This is a genomic window from Corallococcus llansteffanensis (genome assembly GCF_003612055.1).
GTDB lineage: Bacteria > Myxococcota > Myxococcia > Myxococcales > Myxococcaceae > Corallococcus > Corallococcus llansteffanensis.
This window is the reverse complement of sequence record NZ_RAWB01000026.1, coordinates 15,651-36,160: the sequence shown is the minus strand read 5'-3', so window position 1 is coordinate 36,160 and position 20,510 is coordinate 15,651. Positions and strand designations below refer to the sequence as shown.

At 69.1% G+C, this 20,510-nt stretch carries 18 protein-coding genes and 6 tRNA genes; 2 read left to right on the top strand and 22 right to left on the bottom strand.

Features of this window, described 5'->3' with window-relative positions; all coding sequences use genetic code 11:
- Window positions 1-525: RsmE family RNA methyltransferase (locus D7V93_RS04325; RefSeq protein WP_244237100.1), on the top strand; the 525-nt coding region annotated here is incomplete at its 5' end.
- Here the strand turns inward: D7V93_RS04325 and D7V93_RS04320 are convergent.
- The 15 genes from D7V93_RS04320 to D7V93_RS04250 form a co-directional block, all read right to left on the bottom strand.
- On the bottom strand, window positions 506-2,062 hold the full coding sequence (locus tag D7V93_RS04320) for a DUF2914 domain-containing protein (RefSeq protein ID WP_120642137.1): 1,557 nt from the start codon (window positions 2,060-2,062) through the stop codon (window positions 506-508). The genes D7V93_RS04325 and D7V93_RS04320 overlap by 20 nt on opposite strands.
- A 91-nt stretch (window positions 2,063-2,153) precedes the next feature.
- On the bottom strand, window positions 2,154-2,471 hold the full coding sequence (gene grxD, locus D7V93_RS04315) for a Grx4 family monothiol glutaredoxin (protein ID WP_120642136.1): 318 nt from the start codon (window positions 2,469-2,471) through the stop codon (window positions 2,154-2,156).
- 16 nt (window positions 2,472-2,487) lie between these two features.
- Entirely contained in the window at window positions 2,488-2,745 is a 258-nt protein-coding gene (locus D7V93_RS04310; RefSeq protein WP_120613039.1) for a BolA family protein, read from the bottom strand.
- Window positions 2,745-3,290 (bottom strand): YqgE/AlgH family protein, encoded by a 546-nt coding sequence (locus tag D7V93_RS04305; protein ID WP_120642135.1) that lies wholly within the window; start codon window positions 3,288-3,290, stop codon window positions 2,745-2,747. The genes D7V93_RS04310 and D7V93_RS04305 overlap by 1 nt, the downstream gene beginning before the upstream one ends.
- 58 nt (window positions 3,291-3,348) lie before the next feature.
- Window positions 3,349-3,798, bottom strand: coding sequence for a response regulator (locus D7V93_RS04300; RefSeq protein ID WP_120613044.1), 450 nt, complete (start codon window positions 3,796-3,798; stop codon window positions 3,349-3,351).
- A 65-nt stretch (window positions 3,799-3,863) separates the two neighbouring features.
- Window positions 3,864-4,676, bottom strand: coding sequence for an ABC transporter permease subunit (locus D7V93_RS04295; protein WP_120642134.1), 813 nt, complete (start codon window positions 4,674-4,676; stop codon window positions 3,864-3,866).
- Window positions 4,673-5,557 (bottom strand): ABC transporter permease subunit, encoded by an 885-nt coding sequence (locus D7V93_RS04290; protein ID WP_120642133.1) that lies wholly within the window; start codon window positions 5,555-5,557, stop codon window positions 4,673-4,675. The genes D7V93_RS04295 and D7V93_RS04290 overlap by 4 nt, the downstream gene beginning before the upstream one ends.
- A 3-nt stretch (window positions 5,558-5,560) precedes the next feature.
- Window positions 5,561-7,156: a peptide ABC transporter substrate-binding protein gene (locus D7V93_RS04285; RefSeq protein WP_244237101.1), complete on the bottom strand. Its 1,596-nt coding sequence runs from the start codon at window positions 7,154-7,156 to the stop codon at window positions 5,561-5,563.
- 238 nt (window positions 7,157-7,394) lie between these two features.
- Window positions 7,395-9,851 (bottom strand): endopeptidase La, encoded by a 2,457-nt coding sequence (gene lon / locus D7V93_RS04280; RefSeq protein ID WP_120642131.1) that lies wholly within the window; start codon window positions 9,849-9,851, stop codon window positions 7,395-7,397.
- 190 nt (window positions 9,852-10,041) lie between these two features.
- Window positions 10,042-12,261: a prolyl oligopeptidase family serine peptidase gene (locus tag D7V93_RS04275; RefSeq protein WP_208722914.1), complete on the bottom strand. Its 2,220-nt coding sequence runs from the start codon at window positions 12,259-12,261 to the stop codon at window positions 10,042-10,044.
- A 176-nt stretch (window positions 12,262-12,437) separates the two neighbouring features.
- The gene (clpX, locus tag D7V93_RS04270) at window positions 12,438-13,721 is read right to left on the bottom strand and encodes an ATP-dependent Clp protease ATP-binding subunit ClpX (protein WP_120613034.1); all 1,284 of its coding nucleotides are present in this window, start codon (window positions 13,719-13,721) and stop codon (window positions 12,438-12,440) included.
- Window positions 13,722-13,941: 220 nt separating this feature from the next.
- On the bottom strand, window positions 13,942-14,562 hold the full coding sequence (gene clpP / locus D7V93_RS04265; RefSeq protein WP_120613033.1) for an ATP-dependent Clp endopeptidase proteolytic subunit ClpP: 621 nt from the start codon (window positions 14,560-14,562) through the stop codon (window positions 13,942-13,944).
- 47 nt (window positions 14,563-14,609) lie between these two features.
- Window positions 14,610-15,887, bottom strand: a complete 1,278-nt coding sequence (gene tig, locus D7V93_RS04260) for a trigger factor (RefSeq protein WP_120642138.1) — start codon at window positions 15,885-15,887, stop codon at window positions 14,610-14,612.
- Between the two features lie 106 nt (window positions 15,888-15,993).
- Window positions 15,994-16,075 (bottom strand) — tRNA-Leu (locus D7V93_RS04255).
- A 146-nt stretch (window positions 16,076-16,221) separates the two neighbouring features.
- Window positions 16,222-16,294, bottom strand: a tRNA-Lys gene (locus D7V93_RS04250).
- Between the two features lie 338 nt (window positions 16,295-16,632).
- Between D7V93_RS04250 and bet the strand changes: the two genes are divergently transcribed.
- A complete protein-coding gene (gene bet, locus D7V93_RS04245; protein ID WP_120642130.1) occupies window positions 16,633-17,739 on the top strand; it encodes a phage recombination protein Bet in 1,107 nt (368 codons plus the stop codon).
- A 96-nt stretch (window positions 17,740-17,835) separates the two neighbouring features.
- On the opposite strand, the gene D7V93_RS04240 is transcribed toward bet, so the two are convergent.
- The 7 genes from D7V93_RS04240 to D7V93_RS04210 form a co-directional block, all read right to left on the bottom strand.
- A tRNA-Arg gene (locus tag D7V93_RS04240) sits at window positions 17,836-17,909 on the bottom strand.
- 20 nt (window positions 17,910-17,929) lie between these two features.
- Window positions 17,930-18,003, bottom strand: a tRNA-His gene (locus tag D7V93_RS04235).
- Window positions 18,004-18,097: 94 nt separating this feature from the next.
- Window positions 18,098-18,174 (bottom strand) — tRNA-Arg (locus D7V93_RS04230).
- Window positions 18,175-18,217: 43 nt separating this feature from the next.
- A tRNA-Pro gene (locus D7V93_RS04225) sits at window positions 18,218-18,291 on the bottom strand.
- Between the two features lie 72 nt (window positions 18,292-18,363).
- Window positions 18,364-18,951, bottom strand: coding sequence for an RdgB/HAM1 family non-canonical purine NTP pyrophosphatase (gene rdgB / locus D7V93_RS04220; protein ID WP_120642129.1), 588 nt, complete (start codon window positions 18,949-18,951; stop codon window positions 18,364-18,366).
- Window positions 18,948-19,652, bottom strand: coding sequence for a ribonuclease PH (rph, locus tag D7V93_RS04215; RefSeq protein WP_120611711.1), 705 nt, complete (start codon window positions 19,650-19,652; stop codon window positions 18,948-18,950). The genes rdgB and rph overlap by 4 nt, the downstream gene beginning before the upstream one ends.
- Window positions 19,653-19,695: 43 nt before the next feature.
- Window positions 19,696-20,505 (bottom strand): N-acetylmuramoyl-L-alanine amidase family protein, encoded by an 810-nt coding sequence (locus D7V93_RS04210; protein WP_120642128.1) that lies wholly within the window; start codon window positions 20,503-20,505, stop codon window positions 19,696-19,698.
- Window positions 20,506-20,510: the final 5 nt, after the last annotated feature.

Below are 20,510 nucleotides of genomic sequence, written 5' to 3'. Positions count from 1 at the left end.
ACCCCGCGCGGGCGTGGACCTGCTCCTCGCCTCCCCCGCCCCAAGGCGCTCAAGAAGGTGCTGCCGGCAGTTGCCTCGCTGGGGGTGGACCGGGTGGTGCTCGTGAACGCGGCCCGCGTGGAGAAGAGCTACTTCGACTCCAAGGTCCTGGAGGGCGACTTCGTGCGCGAGCTGCTCCTCCAGGGCCTGGAGCAGGCCCGCGACACGCGTCCACCCGAAGTCCTGGTGCGCGAGCGCTTCCGCCCCTTCGTCGAGGACGAGCTGGACGCGGTCTTCGGCACCGACGCCCTGCGCCTGCTCCCCCACCCGCCGGCACGGCAGCCCCTCCAGGCGGCGGGGGTCGCCGAAGCGCGGCGCGTGGTGCTCGCCATCGGTCCGGACGGAGGCTGGGTGCCCTTCGAGGCGGAGCTGCTGGAGGCCCACGGATTCCAGCCCTTCTCCCTGGGCCCCCGCATCCTGCGCGTGGAGACGGCGGTTCCCGTGCTGCTGGGTCAGGTGATGCTGCTCAAGGCGCCGGCTCCGTAGCCTCCGGTCCCGGCTCCACAGCCTCTGGCTCCCCAGCGCTCGGCTCCACCGCGCTCGGCTCCACCGCCTCGGGCTCCACCGCGCTCGGCGCTTCGGAAGGCACGGGCGCCACGGGCGCCACGGGCGCCTTCGCACCCGGTACCGCGGAGGGCGCCTTCGCCGCCGCCGGCACCGTCACCGCAGGCACCGCCGCTGCGGGAGGCTGCGTCTTCAGCCACTCCTCCAGGGGCACCGGCTTGACGATCTTCAGCGTGGACACATCCACCGTGACGGGGCGCGGCTCCGTGCGCGTATCGGGCGTGACGGTGAAGCCCAGGCGGTTGATCTCATGCCCCTCCTCCGTCTCCAGCACCACGCGCCAGTCGCCCGGCTTGGGAGGGGTACCGGGCCGCGCGTAGAAGCGGTAGCCACCCTCGGTGCCGTTGCTGCTCACCGTGGCGAGGTAGCCCTTGCCCAGCGACGTCCAGCCCTTCTCCGGGTGGTCGTGATACCAGCGCACGCGCACGTGGTAGGGCGCGAAGCCCTTGGGCGCGAAGATGCGGAAGAAGTAGACAGGCTGCTCCCCGGGCCGCAGGGAGAACTCCTGGTCGCCGTGGTGCCACAGCGTCCAGACCTTCCACCACGGCCGCTCCTCCGACGTCAGGTGGTACACGCCCGGCGAGACGCGCTTCACCTCGTGGTAGATGCCGCTGTACTGCACCGCCAGCGGCACCGGCGGAATCACGCCCACCAGGTAGCATCCGAGCAGCATTGCCTGCGCGCCGAAGCCCGGCACCGCCACCGTGCGCAGCAACTGGGCCGCGTCTTCCGGACGCCAGCGCTTGAGCACGCGCAGCAGCCCGTAGATGCTCCCGCAGCCCAGCGCGACAGCGAGCGTGAAGACCCACCACCCCACGCGCCCCAGCAGCACGGGCAGCAGCGACGCGAAGTAGAGCGTCACGCAGAGGCTGAAGAGCCCGATGCGGATGACGGGCCCCAACTGCCGGAAGCGCGGCAGCTCGTTGGCCACCAGCAGCGAGAACATGAACGCCAGGAACACGAAGGGCGTGAAGCCCGACGAGCTCTTGAAGAGGAACAGCGTGAAGGCGCTCAGCAGGCTGCCCAGGAAGAAGTGCACGCCGTCCTCGCGGAAGCGCCACACCTTCTGCAAGAGCTTCGGCGGCTCCACCCCTTCCGGGTAGCGCTGCTCCAGCATCAGCAAGCCCGCGAGGAACGCCAGGTAGACGAAGTTCTGCACCTCCGTCAGCGTGTCGTCCACGGGGCTCAGCGTGAGCACGTCGTAGAGGAAGCCCGCGAAGAAGAAGAGGGCCATCTCCTGCCGCTCGTACTTCGCGCGGAACGCCTGCACGCGGTCCACCAGCGTGGGCGTCTTCTCCGTGCTGACGAGGTCATCCGGGTCCGCGACCCCGGCCCCGACACCCGGCGTGGCGACGGCGACGTTCGTCCCGTGCGGGAGCGGCCCCCCGGCGACCGGAACCCCGGGCACTTCGGTGGACTCGTCCTGCGGCTTGGCTTCAGGCGGTGTGACGGTGAGCAAGGCGGCGGAACCCCTCTGGCGACCGCCGCCATTCTACGCAGGGGACGAGGCCCGGGTCTCCCCCGGGCCTCCCAGCCCCCCGCTCGGAAGCCTACTTGCTACCGGCGGCGACCAGGTCCTGCAGCTCGCCGCGCTCCGCCAGCTCCATCAGGATGTCGGAGCCGCCCACGAACTTCCCGTGGATGTACACCTGCGGAATCGTGGGCCAGTTGGAGTAGTCCTTGATGCCCTGGCGCACGTCAGGGTCCGCCAGCACATCCACCGTGTGCACCGGCCCCAGGGGCTGGAGGATCTGCAGCGCCCGCGCGGAGAAGCCGCACTGGGGGAACAGGGCATTGCCCTTCATGAAGAGGACGATGGGGTGCGACTTCACCACGTCATCGAACTGGGCCTTGAGAGTCTCGTTCATGGATACGGGTTCCTTCTTAGCGAGGCCCGAGCTTCTTCCACTGCTCGGGCGAATAGGTCTTGAGCGCGAGCGCATGCAGCTCGCCGGACTTCAACCACGCCTGCAGCGGCGCGTAGACGAGTTGGTGCTGCTCCACCATCGTCTTGCCCACGAACGCGGGGCTGACCACGCGCGCTTCGAAGTGGTCCCCCGTCCCGGTCGTGTCGTTCAACTCCACCTCGGAACCCGGCAGGGCCTCCAGGAGGTAACGGCGAAGCGTCTCGGCGTCGAGCATCAGTTCATTCCCTTTCCCATCACCAGCATGGCCGGGTCCACGCCCAGGCCGCGCAGGGTGGCATCCCACAGCTTCGACGGCTCCTGCCCCAGCACCGCTTCCGCGGTCGCGTCGGCGTAGAGCCACGAGCCCGCGGCGATTTCACTCTCCAGCTGCCGCGGACCCCAGCCCGCATACCCCAGGCAGAAGCGCACGCGCGGACTGTTTCGCTGAAGAAGGGGGCCCAACGCGTCCAGGGTGACGCTCAGGTACAGGCCGGGAAGCACGGCGTGCTTCTCCGACACCGAGTCGTCGTCGTGCAGGACGAAGCCCCGCTGGGGCTCCACCGGGCCGCCCACGTACACGGGTTGCGACACGCGGTCGGTGGAAATCTCCATCGACTGACCGCGCGCCAGCTCACCCAGCGTCAGGGGCGCTCCCCGGTTCACGACGAGCCCCATGGAGCCCGTCTCCCCGTGTTCGATCATCAAGATGACCGACCGGTAGAAGTTCGGGTCTCCAAGCTGGGGCATGGCCAGCAGGAAGCCAGAAGCGAGGTTCTTCACACAGGGAGCATCGACCGTCCGGCGGGGGCGTGCAACCGGAACCCGCTCCCTCGCCTTCTCAGTGCCAGCTGTGGTGCTTGGACTTCAGGGCCGTGGCCAGCTTCTCCGGATCCAGCGGCTTGCCGATGAAGAGGTCCGCCCCCAGGCCCTTGCACTTGCGCGCGGTGGCCGCGTCGCTCATCGCGCTCACGCCGATGAGGACCGCCTGCGGGAAGCGCTCGCGCAGCTTGGACATGAGCGTGGTGCCGCTGCGGCCGGGCAGGAACACGTCCACGATGGCCGCGTCCATGCGCTTGTTGCGCACCGCGAACTCGGCCTCCTCGGCGCTGCCCACCGGCATCGCGTCGTAGCCCCACTGGCTCACCATCTCCACCAGCAGCTCCCGGTGGGCGGCATCGTCTTCCACCACGAGCACCGCGCCGCGCACGGCTTCCTTGCGCAGGCCGTCGTCACGCGACAGCTCTTCACGGGCGGGGGTGAGGGAGACTTCTTCCGTGGGGAGGGACATGGTGTTCACCAGAGGGCAAAGGGTTTCCGTTGGAAGGGAACCTTTGCGCCAATGTGCTCCATTCCTCACACTTGCCGACGCAAGCCTCCTCCCAGTGCCTGGGCGGCAAGCGAGGCGCCAAGCACGAGCAGGACGAGCAGGCTCCAGGCGGGAATCACCACCCGCCCGCCCCCCTCGTAGATGAGCGCCGCGTAGGACGTCCCCAGGTAGCGCCCCAGGGACATGGGCTCCATGCGAGCGATGCCGAAGAAGCTCACCGTGGACTCGGTGAGGATGGCGTTGGGCAGGCGGCTCAGGAACACGGCCAGCACGAACGGCCGGAGCATGGGCCACAGGTGCACCCGCAGCACGTGCACGCCCCCGCCGCCCAGGGCGCGCGCGGCGGCCACGTACTCCTGGCCCTCCAGGGTGGCCAGGCGGTCCCGGAACATGCGCGCGGGGCCCGCCCAGCCCACCAGCGCGAGCGACGTCACCATCAGCCCGAAGGGCCCCAGGCCCCCGCCCAGGCCCGCGTCCGTCAGGGACTGGCCCGCGAGCTGGAGCACCATCACCACGAGCACGTCCGGCAGCGCGAACACCGCGTCCACCGCGCGCAGCACCACCTGTTCGGTGGCCCCACCGGACAGCCGCGCGAGCGCCGCGACGGCGAGCCCCAGCACGGTGGAGATGGCGCCCGCCGCCAGCCCCACGGCCAGGGACACCCACAGGCCACCGAAGGCCAGCTCGCACACACTGCGGTCGGGTCGGTTCAGGTCCATGCCCAGGGGGCACGTCTGGGCGAGCACTTCGGGGAACAGGCGGCCCGCCACGAGGCTCAGGGCCCCCAGCCCCACGAGGAGCCCCAGACCCACCCAGGCACGCAAGGGAACACGGCTCATGCGCGGACCTCCCGGGCGCGTGGATCCACGAGCACGCGCAACACTTCCACCGTGAGGCTCACGACGACGAGCACGGTGGCGAAGGTGGTGGTGGACACGACGACGACGGCCACCTGTTTGTTGAGCACGGCGAGCACGTAGAGCTGACCGAAGTACGGCAGGCCGAAGACGCGCTCCGCGGCGAACGAGCCCGCGAGCAGCGCGGTGGCCACGGGCGTCACCGCGTCCAGGAGCGCCGGCCACACGTTGGGGAGCACGTGGCGGCGCAGCACGGTGCCCGGATCCAACCCCTTGCTGAGCGCGGTGCGCACGTAGTCGCGCGACAGCTCCGTCTCCAGCGCGTCGCCCACGAGCGTGCCCAGGAAGGTCCCGGGCCAGATGGAGATGACGACCGCCGCGCACAGCTCCGGCAAGAGGTGGCCCCGCTCCACCACGGAAGGGGCGAGCAGCAGCGCGGGGATGAACACGGGCGTCCCGAAGGCGACGGCCGGAAGCGCGTCCCCCAGCACCGCCCACCGTCCACGGCGCCAGCGCGTGCGCAGGAGCGCGAAGCCCAGCGCCCACGCGAGCGCGAGCGGCAGCGCGACGAGCCCCACGCCCACGCTGCCGGAGAGCTTCTGCAGGAGCTCGTCGCCGGTGATGCCCTGCGCGCTGGTGCCCAGCCGCTCTCCGGCGAAGAGCTTCTGCCAGGGCCGCAGGAAGCCCAGCGGCTCCCCGATGCCCAGGTCGCGCTGGTACGACGCGGCCAGCTCCGGGGACACCTGCCGCTTGGTGTCGCTCTCCGTGGTGAGCGGCAGCGCGGCCATGAGGAAGTACGAGGCCACCGCCACCACCGGCACGAGGACGAGCTGCCGCACGAGACGCGTCGCGATGAGGCGCATGTGCTAGGGCCCCTGCCCTTCCGCGGGGGCAGCGGGCGCTTCAGCCGGGCCCAGCCGCAATGCGCGCAGCGCGAGGAAGTTGAACGGATCCACGTCCAGGCCGTGCAGCCGCGCCCGCACCCGGAAGTACCGGTCCGGGTGGTACAGCGGCACGATGACGGCCTGCTCGCCCACGAGCACCTCCTGGGCGCGCGCGTACAGCTCGCGCGCATGTCCCGCATCCGCCTCGCCGTCCGCCGCCTCCAGCAGCTGCTCGAAGCGCTGCATCGGCTCGCCTCCGCCTTGCGTCTCCCAGCCCGTCTGGTGGTTGCCTTGCTTTTCGAAGAGCGTGAAGAACGTGTTCGGGTGCGCGTAGTCCGCGCCCAGCCGGCGCAGCTGCAGGTCATACGCGCGGGGCCCCTGCGGCGTCCGCCGGGCCACCTCCGCGGAGAAGTCCGAGCGCGAGTCCACCACCACCTGCACGCCCACCCGGGCCAGCTGCGTCGCGATGCGCTCCGCCAGCGCCTCCTCCGGTACGAACGAGTCCCCCGCCTTCACCACCAGCCGCAGCGGCCGGTCCAGGCCCTTCACGCCCTGAAGCTCCGCCTTCGCCCGCTCCGGCTCGTAGCGCGGCAGGCGCGCGGCCTGCTCGGGCGTGGCCGCGGCCGGCAGCTCCGGCGGCAGGAGCACGTTCGTCGTGCGCGCGGCCGGCAGCAGGCCCGCGAGCAGCGCGTCCCGGTCCAGCGCCCGGGCCAGGGCGCGGCGCACCTCGGGCCGGTCCAACGGCGGGCGCTCGGTATTGAAGGCGAGGAAGTACGTGGACAGGAGGGGCTCACGCTTCAGGTCCGCGGCCCGCATCCCCCGCAGCGCCGCCGCGCTGTCCACGAAGACGAAGTCCACGCGTCCCCGCTCGTACAGCGCCGGGCCTATTTCCGACTTCATCAGCGTCAACACCGGCGCCGGCGTCTCCCCGGGCCCCAGCGGCGGAGGGAACGCGGTGCGCGGGTTGTAGACCAGGCGCACGCGCTCCCCGGCGCGGTCCCAGCGTTCGACGCGGTAGGGCCCGATCGCCAGCGGGCGGCCGTCGCGGGGCCGGTCGAAGTAGTCGCGCACGGCCTCGTCGGACTGGCCCTCCAGGTCCGCCGACGGCGCGGGGAAGAACGGGTACACGTTCGCGAGCCGCGCCAGGAAGTAGCTCCGGGGCCGGTCCAGCGTCACGCGCAGCGTTCGCGCATCCAGGGCCTCCACGCCCACGCGGGCGAGCGCCGCCTGGACCTCCGCCGCCGGGGCCCCCCGCTCCTGGAGCGCGAGCACCTCCTCCGCGCCCTCCAGGTCCGCCATCTCCCCGCGCTCGCGGCCCCGGAGCGCCCGGTGCCAGCCGAAGACGAAGTCGCGCGCGGTGACGGGGGAGCCGTCGGACCAGTTCACGTCCGGGCGCAGGTGGAAGGTGTAGACGTCGTGGCCCGCGGCGTCGGACTCGCGCTCCCACCGCTCCGCCAGCCCCGGCCGCACCGCGTGGTCCGGCCCCAGCGAGGTGAGCCCCTTCTGCGTGGCGAGCATCACCGGGAAGTTCACCCAGCTCGTCGGATCCGAGTGGCTCCAGTCGAGCGTGGTGGGCATCGCCGGCACCACCACCTTCACGCCCGGCTCGGGCTGGAAGCCGCACGGCCCGCAGGCCGCGGCCACCACCAGCACCAAGGAGTACCAACCGATTCGAGCGCGAGGAGCCACCGCCCGCGTTGTACCCCGACCCGCCCGGAAAAAGAGAAGCCAGGAGGCCGCCGACGGGAGGGTCGGCCGGCATCCTGGCTTCGTCACCACCGCCCTGGGCCGCTCCAGCCCGGGTTCAGCCCCGGCTTCAGGCCGGCGCGATGGTCGTGGAGGGCTCGGCCGTCACGGTCAGGCCGCCCTTCAGGTTGTCTCCCGCTCCCTTGCGGCCGAATTCCTCCGGCTTCTCCAGGAGCAGCGCCTCGCGCAGCACGTCGTCCACGAACTCCACCGGGACGATGCGCAGCTGCTTGCGGATCTTCAGCGGGATGTCCTTCAGGTCCTTCTTGTTCGCCTTCGGGATGAGGACCGTCTTGATGCCCGCGCGGTGCGCCGCCAGCGTCTTCTCCTTGAGGCCACCGATGGGCAGCACGCGGCCACGCAGGGTGATTTCACCCGTCATCGCCACGTCGCGGCGGACCGGGACGCGGGTGAGCGCGCTCACCAGGGCGGTGGCCATGGTGACGCCCGCGGACGGACCGTCCTTGGGGATGGCGCCCTCCGGCAGGTGGACGTGGATGTCGAAGTTCTCGAACACCTTGCGGTCGATGCCGAAGCGCTCCGCGCGGCTGCGCACGTAGGACATGGCCGCCTGCGCCGACTCCTGCATCACCTCGCCCAGCTTGCCCGTGATGATGAGCTTGCCCTTGCCCGGCATGGACGTGGCTTCGGTGGTGAGGATCTCACCGCCCAGCTCCGTCCAGGCGAGGCCCGTGACGATGCCCACCTGGTCCTCGCGCTCCGCCACGCCGTAGCGGAAGCGGGGCGTGCCCAGGAACTTCATCGCCTGCTTGCGGTCCACCTCGATGAGGTCGCGCTTGCCGTTCTTCAGCACGTCGCGGGCAATCTTGCGGAACACGCCACCAATCTCACGCTCGAGCGAACGCACGCCCGACTCGCGCGTGTACCGGTGCACGATGGTCTTCAGCGCGTCGTTGCTGATGTCGATCTTCAGGTCCGCGAGCCCGTTGGCCTCCTGCTCCTTCGGGATGAGGTAGCGCCGCGCGATGGAGAGCTTCTCCGGCTCGGTGTACCCCGCGATGCGAATCACCTCCATGCGGTCCTGCAGCGGACCGGGGATGTTGTGCATCGTGTTCGCGGTGCAGATGAACATCACCTTGGACAGGTCGTAGTCGAGGTCCAGGTAGTGGTCGTTGAAGTTGTGGTTCTGCTCCGGGTCCAGCACCTCCAGCAGCGCCGCGCTCGGGTCGCCACGGAAGTCCGTGGACATCTTGTCGATCTCGTCCAGGAGGAACACGGGGTTGTTGCTGCCCGCCTTCTTCAGGGACTGGATGAGCTTGCCCGGCATCGCGCCGATGTACGTGCGGCGGTGGCCGCGGATCTCCGCCTCGTCCCGCACGCCGCCCAGGGACAGGCGCACGAACTTGCGGCCCGTGGCCCGCGCGATGCTGCGCGCCAGCGACGTCTTGCCCACGCCCGGAGGACCCACGAAGCACAGCACGGGGCCCTTCAGCTTCTTCACCAGCTGCTGCACGGCGAGGTACTCGAGGATGCGCTCCTTCGGCTTCTTCAAGCCGTAGTGATCCTCGTTGAGCACCCGCTCCGCTTCGGTGACGTCCAGCCGGTCCTGGGTCTCGTCGTACCAGGGCAGGCTGATGATCCAGTCGATGTAGTTGCGGACGACCGTGGCCTCGGCGCTCATCGGGCTCATCATCCGGAGCTTCTTCAGCTCCTTCTTGACCTTGAGCGTGGCCTCCTTGCTCATCCGCTTGTTCTTCAGCTTCTCTTCAATCTCCTGGATCTCGTTCTTGAACTCGTCGCGCTCACCCAGCTCCTTCTGAATGGCCTGCATCTGCTCATTCAGGTAGTACTCCTTCTGGGTCTTCTCCATCTGCTTCTTGACGCGCGTGCGGATCTTCTTCTCCACCTGGAGGATCTCGATCTCGCCCTGCATGAGCTCGTAGAGCTTCTCCAGCCGCTTGGCCGGGGACTCCGTCTCCAGCAGCGCCTGCTTGTCGTTCAGCTTCAGCGACAGGTGCGCGACGATGGTGTCCGCCAGGCGCGCCGGGTCGTCGATGCTGGCGACCTGCATCAGCATCTCGGGCGGGATGCGCTTGTTGAGCTTCACGAACGCTTCGAAGACGGAGTGGACGGAGCGCACCAGCGCCTCCAGCTCCACGCTCTTCTCGAGCGACTCCTCGACCTCGTCCACCTCCACCATGAAGAAGGCGTCGTTCGGGTGGAACTTCTTCACCTTGGCCCGGCGCACGCCCTCCACCAGGACCTTCATCGTCCCGTCGGGGAGCGGCAAGAGCTGGATGAGGTGACCGATGGTGCCGAAGTGGAAGATGTCGTCCGGCGAGGGGTCGTTGGTCTTCGCCTTCTTCTGGGCGGCCAGCAGGATGACGGCCTTGTCATCCGGCCCCTTGTGGGCCATCGCGTCCTTCAGGGCCGCGATCGACTTCTCACGTCCGACGAACAGCGGCACCACCATGTGCGGGAACACGATGATGTCCCGAAGGGGCAAGAGCGGGATGGTGAGTCCCCGCTTCTGGGCTTCCTTCTTGTCGTCACGTCCGAAGAACATGTATCCGCCACCCGCTGGCCTGCCAGCCGGGCAGGCCCTTCAAGAGTTGCCCACATGCCGAGCACGCATGCAGGGTGAAACACCGCTCTATAACACGCCGGTCACAGCCCCCGTTCCCGTCACAAGATTGGGGGTCTGGGCCCTGCCATCAAGGGAACACCCCGAGGTTGGAGAGTGTCCTCCCGGGGTTTCAGCGGCCCTCGGCCGCCACCCCGCCCTCCGGGCGGGCTGCGCCCAGGACCTGGAAGAGAAAGGCGTACATGTCCGCGCTGGACTCGATGGCCTTCGCCACCTGGTCCGCCCCTCCGTGGCCCGCGTTCGCCTCAATCCGTAGCAACGTGGCTGCCTGATTGCCCTTCGCGTTCTGCACCGCGGCCACGAACTTGCGCGCGTGCATGGGGTCCACGCGGTCGTCGTGGTCCGACGCCATCATCAGGAGCGCCGGGTACGTCACGTCCTGGCGCACATGGTGGTAGGGCGAGTAGGCGTACAGCGTCTTGAACTGCGCCGCGTCCTCCGCGGACCCGTACTCCGGCACCCACGTCCGGCCGCTGCCGAACAGGTGGTAGCGCACCATGTCCAGGAGCGGCACCCCGCACACCACCGCGCCGAACAGCTCCGGCCGCTGCGTCATCGCCGCGCCCACCAGCAGGCCGCCATTGCTGCCGCCGTGGATGGCCAGCTTCTTCGGCTGCGTGTACTTCTCCTTCGAAAGGAACTCGGCCGCCGCGGCGAAGTCGTCGAACACGTTCTGCTTGTTCGCGCCCTTGCCCGCGTCATGCCACGCGGTGCCGTACTCGCCGCCGCCGCGCAGGTTGGCCACCGCGTAGATGCCGCCCGCGTCCAGCCACGGCAGGATGCTCGCGCGGAAGGAGGGCTGCATGCTGACGAAGAAGCCGCCGTACCCGTACAGGAGCGTGGGCGCCGTCCCGTCCTTCTTGAGCCCCTTCTTGTAGACGAGGAACATGGGCACCCGGGTGCCGTCCTTCGACGGGTAGAAGACCTGCTCCACCGCGTACGCGTCCGGGTCCATGGGCACCTCCACCTTCGCCCACAGGTCCACCTTCCCGCTCGCCACCGACGTCCGGTACACCTGCCGGGGCGTGGTGAAGGAGCTGAAGGCGAAGTAGGCGTCGTCCTGGTCCTCCAGGCCCGCCAGGTTGGAGGCGGCGCCCACGCCCGGCAGCTTCACCGTGCGCACGGGCTTGCCCTCCAGCGTGGCGATCCGCAGCTCCGTCGTCGCGTCCTTCAGGTACTCCAGCGCCAGGTGGCCGCCCACCAGCGAGACGCCCTCCAGGGACGCCTTCGGGTCCTCCGGCACCAGCTCCTTCCAGTTCGCGCGCTCGGGCTTCTTCGGGTCCACGCCGAAGATGCGCTGGCGCGGGGCGCCCTCGTCGGTGACGACGTAGAAACGGTCCTTCCAGGAGAAGACGTTGTACTTGGCCCCCTTGCCCTTCACGAGCAGGCGCCAGTCCTTTTCCCCCGGGTGCTTCCAGTAGACGTCGTTCTCGCTCCAGCCGCGCAGGATGGAGACGAAGAGGTACTTGCCGTCCCGGGACAGCTCGCCCTGGAGGAACGTCGTCGGGTCGCCGGTGCGCTCGTGCACCACGACGTCATTCTTCGGGTCCTGCCCCAGCACGTGGAACTTGAGCGTGGTGTAGCCCGGCCGCGCGTCCACCGGGATGGAGGGGTCCGTGGGCAGCCACTCGTAGTAGAAGCCCTTGCCGTCCGGCGTCCAGTGCGGCTGGGCGTACTTGGCGCCCTCAATCACGTCCACCTTGGACCACTCGCCGGAGGCCACGTCCATCACGTGGAGCACGGCCTCGTCCGCGGCGTTGGGCTTCTGCGCGAAGGCCACGCGCATGCCGTCCCACGAGGGCGCCCACGTGCCCAGCGACACGGTGCCGTCCTTGCTCCAGCCGTTGGGATCCAACAGCACCTTCTCCGGGCCCGACTCGCCGTCGCGCCAGTAGACGATGGCCTTCTCCTTGTCCTTGTGGGTGCGCATGAAGAAGTAGCGCTGGCCCCGCCGCGCGGGGGCGGAGACGGAGTCCACGTAGAACAGGTCCTTGAAGCGCTTCGCCAGCGCGTCCCGGCCCGGCATCTTGTCGATGGCGTCGCGGGCCAGCGCGTCCTGGGCCTTCATCCAGGCTTGCACTTCGGGGGACTTCTCGTCCTCCAGCCAGCGGTACGGGTCCGCCACCTGCTGTCCGTGCAGCGTGTCCACCACCGCGTCCGCGCGGGTCGCCGGGTAAGCCATGCGTGAGGTGCCCTCCTGGGCCTGTGCGCCCGCCCCCACCGCCTGCCGTGCATCCGAAGACGCGGATGCGGGGACCTCTTCGCGCGTGGCTTCCTTCGTGGAAGCGCAGGCCGCGAGCGACAGCAGGGCGGGCACGAGCAGCTTTCTCATGGGGCACAGCAGATACAAGAAGGCCCCGCCCCCGGCCCGGAAAAAGTGCGGGCTCGGCCTCCCGCCTGGCCCCGCGCAAAAGGACACGGGGCCCGTCCCGGTGCGCGCGCTCCTTCGCGGCCCACCGTGACGCGCCCCGTCATGTCCCTGCGGCAGCCCTTCCGGGCCGCGCGACCTCAGGCCGATTCCTTCTTCGGCTCCGGGGTCTCCTTGTTGTCCTGGGAGTGGAGCACCACGGGCTCGCTCTTCTTGAGGATGACCTCCTCGGAGATGAGCACCTCGCGGGCCGTCTTGCGGGACGGGATCTCGTACATCACGTCCAGCATGGCCGTCTCCAGGATGGAGCGCAGGCCGCGCGCGCCGGCCTTGCGGCGGATGGCCTCCGACGCGATGGCCTTCAGGGCCCCGTCGGTGAACTTCAGCGACACGCCGTCCAGCTCGAAGAGCTTGCGGTACTGCTTGGTGAGCGCGTTCTTGGGCTCGCCCAGGATGTTCACCAGCGCGACCTCGTCCAGCTCCTCCAGCGCGGTGATGATGGGCAGACGGCCGATGAACTCCGGAATCATGCCGAACTTGAGCAGGTCCTCCGGCTCCACCTGGCGCAGCAGCTCGCTCAGGTTGCGCTGCTTGCGCGACTGGATCTCCGCGCCGAAGCCCAGGCTGCGGCCGCCCAGGCGCCGCTCAATCACCTGCTCCAGGCCGCCAAAGGCGCCGCCGCAGATGAAGAGGATGTTGGTGGTGTCCACCTGCAGGAACTCCTGCTGGGGGTGCTTGCGTCCGCCCTTGGGGGGGACGTTGGCCACCGTGCCTTCGATGATCTTCAGGAGCGCCTGCTGCACGCCCTCGCCGCTCACGTCGCGGGTGATGGAGGGGTTCTCCGACTTGCGGGCGATCTTGTCGATCTCGTCGATGTAGACGATGCCCCGCTGCGCGCGCTCGATGTCGTGGTCGGCCGCCTGGAGCAGGTTGACGATGATGTTCTCCACGTCCTCGCCCACGTAGCCGGCTTCCGTGAGGCACGTGGCGTCCGCGATGGTGAAGGGGACGTTGAGGATGCGCGCGAGCGTCTGCGCGAGCAGCGTCTTGCCGGAGCCGGTGGGGCCGAGCAGCAGGATGTTGCTCTTCTGCAGTTCCACGTCGTCCATCGCGACCTTGGACTCGATGCGCTTGTAGTGGTTGTGCACGGCCACCGACAGCGTCTTCTTCGCGCGCTCCTGGCCGATGACGTACTCGTCCAGCACGGCCTTGATCTCCGAGGGCCGGGGGATGCGCAGCTTGGTGTCCTTCGTCTCCTCGCGGTCGATCTCCTCCGCGATGATGTCGTTGCACAGCCCGATGCACTCGTCGCAGATGTAGACCGTCGGGCCCGCGATGAGCTTCTTCACCTCCTTCTGCGACTTGCCGCAGAAGGAGCAGCAGAGGGTCTGGTTGTCTCGCTTCTCCACGTTCTTACCCGCCATGAAATCCCTCGCTGCGCCTGAAAGGCCCCAACCCGCTTCGCATCCAGTCCCTGCCCCTGCCCAATCTAGTCAGCCCCCACACGGGGCGTCCACGCACCTTCAGGGTACTTAACAAGGAGAAAATGAGCGTGACGGGGGAAAGCAGAAGGCCGGAGGCGCGGGAAGGAATTCCCAGCACCCCCGGCCGCCGACCGAGTCCCTGCCACCCCGGCCCCAGTGTCTACTTCTTCTCTTCCGCCTTCACGCCCACCGTCTTCCGGGGGTCCTGGATGGCGTCGAGGATGCCGTAGGCCTTCGCCTCGTTGGCGCTCATGAAGTAGTCGCGGTCCGTGTCCTTCTCCACCCGCTCGATGGTCTGGCCGGTGTGCTTGACGATGAGCTCGTTGAGCTTGGCCTTCATCCGGAGGATTTCACGGGCCTGGATTTCGATGTCCGTCGCCTGCCCGCGCGCCCCGCCCAGGGGCTGGTGGATCATGATGCGGCTGGACGGCAGCGAGTAGCGCTTGCCCTTCGCCCCGGCCAAGAGCAGCACCGCGCCCATGGAGGCCGCCTGTCCCACGCAGATGGTGGAGACGGGCGCCTTGACGTACTGCATCGTGTCGTAGATGGCGAGGCCCGCCGTGACGGAGCCGCCCGGCGAGTTGATGTAGAGGTTGATGTCCTTGTCCGGGTCTTCCGACTCCAGGAACAGGAGCTGGGCGACGATGGCGTTGGCCACGTCGTCGTCGATCTCCGTTCCCAGCATGACGATGCGGTCCTTCAGGAGCCGGCTGTAGATGTCGTACGAGCGCTCACCCCGGTGGGTCTGCTCGATGACGTAGGGGACGGGCATGAAGGGCATGTCGGATGGACCTCTAGGAAAAACGCCGGAGACCTAAGGAAAAAGCCTCAAGAATACTTCGCCCGACCCTTGAGGAATTCAATCGTCTTTTCCTCGCGGAGTCGCAGAGACAACCCCAGGCGCTCGTCCGGGCCCTTGAAGTACTTCTTCACCTGGGCGACGGGCTGGTTGGCCTCGATGGCGAGGTCCTCGATGCGCTTGTCCACGTCCTCTTCGGACGCCTGGATGTTCTGCTGCTGGGCAATGGCCTCGAAGAGGAGCGTGCCCTTCACCTCCAGGACGGCCTTCTCGCGCATCTCCTCGCGCAGCCGGTTGAAGTCCAGGTTGAGCTGGCGCGGGTCGATGCCCTGGCGCTGCATCTGGCGGAAGGCGCCTTCCATCATGGAGTCGATGGCGCGCTCCACCATGGCGCGGGGCACGTCGAACGCGTTCTTCTCCAGCAGGGCCTTGATGAGCGCGTCGCGCTCGTCCACCTGGGACTGGTTCTTCTTGGCCTTCTCCAGGTCCGAGCGCAGCTTCTGGCGCAGCTCGTCCACGGACTGCGCCACGCCGGTCTGCTTGGCGAAGTCGTCGTTGAGCTCCGGCACCACCGCCTTCTTCAGCTCCTTGACGGTGATGTGGAAGGTGGCCGTCTTTCCGCGCACCTCCTCCGCCTGGTAGTCCTGCGGGAAGACGTAGTCGATGTCCTTGGACTCACCGACCTTCACGCCCTCCAGCGCGGCGATGTTGCCCTCGATGAGCTCGCCCGCCTGCACGCGCACGCCGATGCCGTCCGCCTTGCTGCCGGGGAAGGGGTTGCCCTCCACCTTCGCCTCGAAGTCGATGGTGACCTGGTCGCCGGAGGCCGCGGTGTCGCGGTCGGTGACGGGCTCGATGCGACCCTGCGACTGGCGCATGCGCTCGATCTGCTCGTTCACCGCGTCGTCGGTGACGCTGGTGTCGATCTTCGTGAGCGTCACGCCCTCGTAGTCCTTCGCCTCCACGCGCGGCTTCACCTCCACGCGGGCCTCGAAGTTGAAGGGGGCGTTGGGCTTGAGGCCGGAGTTGGTCACCTGGGGCGAGGCGACGGCCTCCACCTTGTGCTCGCGCACGGCGTCCAGGTAGGCCTTCTGCACCACGCGCTGGATGACGTCGTCCTCCACCTGCTCGCGGAAGCGCTGCTCCAGGATGCGGCGGGGAACCTTGCCCTGGCGGAAACCAGGCAGCTTCACCTGACCGCTGAGCGCGGCGTACGCGCGGTTGAGCTCCTCCGCCACGCGGGCGGTGTCGACCTCGATGGAGAGCTTCTTCTCGATGGGAGAGAGCTCCTCGACCTGGACCTTCATGCGGGCCTCGCTCGCCGCCTCCACGGGCGCCTTCGCGTCCCGGGGCGGCAACCGGAAAGTGGGACGTGCGGCTTTAGGGGATAGGCACGAACGGGTCAACGCGAAATGGGCGAGGAGGGACTCGAACCCTCACACCTTGCGGTACCAGATCCTAAGTCTGGCGCGTCTACCAGTTTCGCCACCCGCCCGACGCGTCGCGCGACCGTCCACCGTCCTACCGCGAAACCTCCGGGCGGGACAGGGGCCTTCCCGGCGTCCCCAAGACCCTCTTTTGGGAGGGAGGGATGCCGGAAAAGAAACAGGGCCCCTTCAGCTTCTGAAGGGGCCCTGCGAGTGAGAGCGGAGGGAATCGAACCCACAACCTATGGATTAAGAGTCCATTGCTCTGCCAATTGAGCTACGCTCCCGACTGCTTGGCCTCGACGCGTTGGCTGCGCGACGTCGAGTGGCGGCGGTGAATACCGGTCGCCGCCCGCGCTGTCAAAACGTTTTTGCACCTCCCCTTCCATTCCCCGCGTTGAGATCGGATGCCGGGCATGCGGCCGGCCGCTCCAGAGCCAACGCGACGATGCGAACGTCAGACCCGACCTGCATGTTGATCCACGCCGCGGTTCGCGCTGCAGGCCTGTAGCAGGGCCTGCCGGAGCACTTCCCTTCACAGGTGGTGCAGCGTCCCCGGGGCAACCAGGTGGGCGGGCGAGGGTCGTCCGTCCTTTTCGAGGAGTGGATGCGGGAGATGACAGTGATGGAAGCCAACATGAAGGCGGATGGAACGACGTCCCAGCAGGGTGCGGCCTGGAACCGGGAGCGGGTGGACCTGGTGAAGCGGACCATCTGTCCGCGGGGAATCAGCGAGGACGAGTTCGCCCTCTTCATCGAGCAGTGCAAGCGCAGCGGGCTGGACCCGCTCCTCAAGGAAGCCTTCTGCGTCGCGCGCCGCCAGAACATCGGCAACCGCGAGCGGCCCAACTGGGTGACGAAGTACGAGTTCCAGCCCTCGGAGGCCGGCATGCTCGCCCGGGCGGAGCGCTTCCCGGACTTCAAGGGCATCCAGGCGAGCGCCGTGTTCGCCGAGGACGAGATCGTCGTCGACCAGGGCAAGGGCGAGGTGGTGCACCGCTTCAACCCGGCCAAGCGCAAGGGCGCGCTCGTGGGCGCCTGGTCGCGGGTGGTGCGCGAGGGGAAGCTGCCCGTCGTCGTGTGGCTGGACTTCGCCGGCTACGTCCAGCAGACGCCCCTCTGGGCCAAGATTCCCACGACGATGATCGAGAAATGCGCCCGGGTGGCGGCGCTGCGCAAGGCCTACCCGGAAGCCTTCGGCGGCCTGTACGTGCGCGAGGAGATGCCGGCCGAGGAGTACGACGCCCACGGCGCCGGCACCGGCCTCGCCGTCCACGACGAGCCCGTGCCGCCGACGGGCGCCTACGAGGTGCTGGGCTCCAAGCCCGGGCCGATGAAGGCGTCCTTCCCCACCCTGGCCCCGGCCCCTGCTCCGGCGGAAGCCCGTCCGGCGGAGGCGAAGGAGCTGGCGCAGCAGCTCGCCATCGACGTGCCCCTGGCCCCGGCCGTCACGGCGACGGCCACGGCTCCCGCCGCGACGAAGCCCGAGCGTCCCAAGGCGAGCGCGGTGGTGGTGGCGTTCGGCCCGCACAAGGGGAAGACGGCCTCCGAGCTCTCCGACGACGAGCTGAGCGAGACCATCGACCTGGCGCACGAGAAGCTAATGGAGCAGCCCCGGGCCCGCTGGGCGAAGGCGATGCGCGAGAACCTCACCGCGCTGGAGGCGGAGACAGAGCTGCGCTGCCGGGTGCCCTCCAGCAAGGACGGCGCCGGGACGACCCCGGAGGCCTGAGCCACCGTCGTTCGCTGAAATGAAGAACGCCCGCGTCCCGGAAGTGGGGGGGCGCGGGCGTTTCGCTTTTCAGCCTGGAGAGCCTGGGAAAGGGAGTGCGCCCAGAGGGACTTGAACCCCCAACCCTCGGCTTCGAAGGCCGATGCTCTATCCAGTTGAGCTATAGGCGCGGCGGGAAGCGAAGAAGAAGGGCGGACAACCGGGATCGAACCGGCAACCTCCGGAGTCACAGTCCGGCGCTCTAACCAGTTGAGCTATGTCCGCCATCACTCCACACGTCACGGCTTGAAAGCGGCGGCTTCCCTACCGTGGAAACCGGAGCCGTTCAAGGCCCAAATCAACAACCCTCCAAGCAGGTTGGCGCCCCAGGCAGGACTCGAACCTGCGACCCCCGACTTAGAAGGTCGGTGCTCTATCCAGCTGAGCTACTGGAGCCTGCCGGGGAAACCCTTGCTGCTTGCAACGACGGCACTTCAAGTCGGGGCGAGAGGATTCGAACCTCCGACCCCCTGCGCCCAAGGCAGGTGCGCTACCAGGCTGCGCTACGCCCCGAGAAGTGCTGCATTCTTCGCCCAACGCGGACAGACGCGCAAGATCGCAGTTCCTGACCGCCCGTCTGCCCGGTCAGAGCGCCAACAGATGGCGCCGCATGAGCTGGAAGGCCCGGGCCCTATGCGACACCCGCGCCTTCTCCTCCGGCGCGAGCTCCGCCATGGAGCGGCCCCCCTCCCCCTCCACCTGGAACACCGGGTCGTAGCCGAAGCCGTTCGTCCCCTTCGGGGCGTGCAGGATGGTGCCCTCGCAGCGGCCCACCTCCACCCGGGGCTCGCCCTTCCCCGTCACCAGCGCCAGGGCGCAGCGGAAGGACGCCGCGCGCTTCGCGTCCGGAACGCCGGCCAGCTCCGCGAGCAGCTTCTCGTAGCGGGCCCGGTCATCCCCGGGCGCATAGCGCGCGGAGAGCACGCCGGGCCGGCCGTCGAGCGCGTCCACGCACAGCCCGGAGTCGTCCGCGAGCGCGGGCAGGCCGGTGGCCTCCGAGTAGGCGCGGGCCTTCTTCACCGCGTTCGCCTCGAAGGTGTCGCCGTCCTCCTCCGGCTCGGGCACGGGGGGCAGGTCCTTGAGGGACACGACCTCCACCGCGTCGCCCACGAGCACGCGCAGCTCGCGCAGCTTGCCCGCGTTGCCGGTGGCGAAGAGCAGCCGGGGCTTCATCCCAGCACCTTCGCCTGCGCGGCCGCGAGCTGCTGGATGGCGGCGAGTCCTCCGTCCAGCATCGCGTCCATCGCCTTGCGGTCGAAGAGCTTGTGCTCGGCGGTGCCCTGCACCTCCACGATGCGGCCGTCGGCCGTGGCCACGAGGTTCAGGTCCACGTCCGCGGTGGAGTCCTCGTCGTAGTCCAGGTCCACCCGCACCTCGCCGTTCACCACGCCCACCGACACGGCGGCCAGCGGGGTGAGCTTCGTGAGCATCCCCGGCTTGTTGAGCGAGCGCATGGCCAGCACCAGCGCCACGTACGCGCCGGTGATGGACGCGGTGCGCGTGCCGCCGTCCGCCTGGATGACGTCGCAGTCCAGGGTGAAGGTGCGGACCCCCAGGGACGGCAGGTCCACGGCGGCGCGGAGCGCACGACCGATGAGCCGCTGGATCTCCATGGTGCGCCCGGTCTGCTTGCCCTTGGCGGCCTCGCGCGCGCCGCGGGTGTGCGTGGCGCGGGGGAGCATGCCGTACTCGGCCGTCACCCAGCCGGAGCCCTTGCCCATCAGGTGCGGCGGGACGCGGTCCTCCACCGAGCAGGTGACGAGCACCTTCGTGTGGCCGAACTCCACCTGCACGGAGCCCTCCGCGTAGCGGTTGACGTTGGGCGTGAGGGTGACGGGCCGCAGGTCCAGCGCACCACGTTGGAAGGAACGCACGGGGGAAACTCCTGACGCGAGAGGACGTGAGCCCCGCGCTTTATCAGGGCCCGGTGGATCCAGCCACCGGCGCGGACGGAGACATGTCCCGGCGCTGGGTCTCTCGGAGGAAGGCCTGCACGCCCTCCGAGATGGCCTGCGCCAGGGCCTCCTGGTACGCGGCCTTTCCCAGCCGGGCGCCCTCCTGGGGGTGGGAGATGAAGCCCACTTCAATCAGCACCGCCGGCGCCTCCACGCCCGTGAGGACGAAGAACGGCGCTTGCTGCACGCCCCGGTCCGCCGCGCCGCTGCGGGACACGAGGCGCGGGTGGATGGCGTAGGCCAGCCGGGACGCGTCCGAGTGCGCCTCCGTGCGCGCCAGGTCATCCAGGATGAAGGACAGCGTGGAGTGGCCGCGCCCCGAGCGGGCCGTGGGCGCCTCCGCGTTCTCCCGGTCCGCCACCGCGCGCGCCGCCTCGCCGGAGGCGTTGGCGGACAGGAAGTACGTCTCGATGCCCTCGGTGCGCTCGCGCAGCCGCTTCGTGGGCATGGAGTTGGCGTGGATGGAGAGGAAGAGGTCCGGCCGCTGGCTGTTGGAGAACGCCACCCGCTCCGCCAGCGCCAGCTGCGTGTCCTGCTCGCGGGTGAGGAACACCTCGCTGCCCGCCGCCTCCAGCTTCTCGCGCAGGCGCTGGGCAATCTGGAGGGCGATCTCCTTCTCCCAGATTTCCCCGGGCCCCTTCGCGCCCTCCTTCGCCCCACCATGCCCCGGGTCGATGACGATGCGCGCGACGCGCTCCCCCGCCCCGGACAGGGCCGGCAGGAGGCACACGAGCGCGAGGAGGAGAAGCGTGGGGGAGCGGCGCGGCGACATTCGCA

What these genes read in the sequence shown, in the direction of transcription:
- grxD (WP_120642136.1), bottom strand. Translation starts at nt 2,471, where the DNA reads ATGAACGAGACTCTCAAGGCCCAGTTCGATGACGTGGTGAAGTCGCAC.
- D7V93_RS04310 (WP_120613039.1), bottom strand. Translation starts at nt 2,745, where the DNA reads ATGCTCGACGCCGAGACGCTTCGCCGTTACCTCCTGGAGGCCCTGCCG.
- D7V93_RS04300 (WP_120613044.1), bottom strand. Translation starts at nt 3,798, where the DNA reads ATGTCCCTCCCCACGGAAGAAGTCTCCCTCACCCCCGCCCGTGAAGAG.
- D7V93_RS04295 (WP_120642134.1), bottom strand. Translation starts at nt 4,676, where the DNA reads ATGAGCCGTGTTCCCTTGCGTGCCTGGGTGGGTCTGGGGCTCCTCGTG.
- D7V93_RS04290 (WP_120642133.1), bottom strand. Translation starts at nt 5,557, where the DNA reads ATGCGCCTCATCGCGACGCGTCTCGTGCGGCAGCTCGTCCTCGTGCCG.
- D7V93_RS04285 (WP_244237101.1), bottom strand. Translation starts at nt 7,156, where the DNA reads ATGCCCACCACGCTCGACTGGAGCCACTCGGATCCGACGAGCTGGGTG.
- lon (WP_120642131.1), bottom strand. Translation starts at nt 9,851, where the DNA reads ATGTTCTTCGGACGTGACGACAAGAAGGAAGCCCAGAAGCGGGGACTC.
- D7V93_RS04275 (WP_208722914.1), bottom strand. Translation starts at nt 12,261, where the DNA reads ATGAGAAAGCTGCTCGTGCCCGCCCTGCTGTCGCTCGCGGCCTGCGCT.
- clpX (WP_120613034.1), bottom strand. Translation starts at nt 13,721, where the DNA reads ATGGCGGGTAAGAACGTGGAGAAGCGAGACAACCAGACCCTCTGCTGC.
- clpP (WP_120613033.1), bottom strand. Translation starts at nt 14,562, where the DNA reads ATGCCCTTCATGCCCGTCCCCTACGTCATCGAGCAGACCCACCGGGGT.
- tig (WP_120642138.1), bottom strand. Translation starts at nt 15,887, where the DNA reads ATGAAGGTCCAGGTCGAGGAGCTCTCTCCCATCGAGAAGAAGCTCTCC.
- bet (WP_120642130.1), top strand. Translation starts at nt 16,633, where the DNA reads ATGGAAGCCAACATGAAGGCGGATGGAACGACGTCCCAGCAGGGTGCG.
- rdgB (WP_120642129.1), bottom strand. Translation starts at nt 18,951, where the DNA reads ATGAAGCCCCGGCTGCTCTTCGCCACCGGCAACGCGGGCAAGCTGCGC.
- D7V93_RS04210 (WP_120642128.1), bottom strand. Translation starts at nt 20,505, where the DNA reads ATGTCGCCGCGCCGCTCCCCCACGCTTCTCCTCCTCGCGCTCGTGTGC.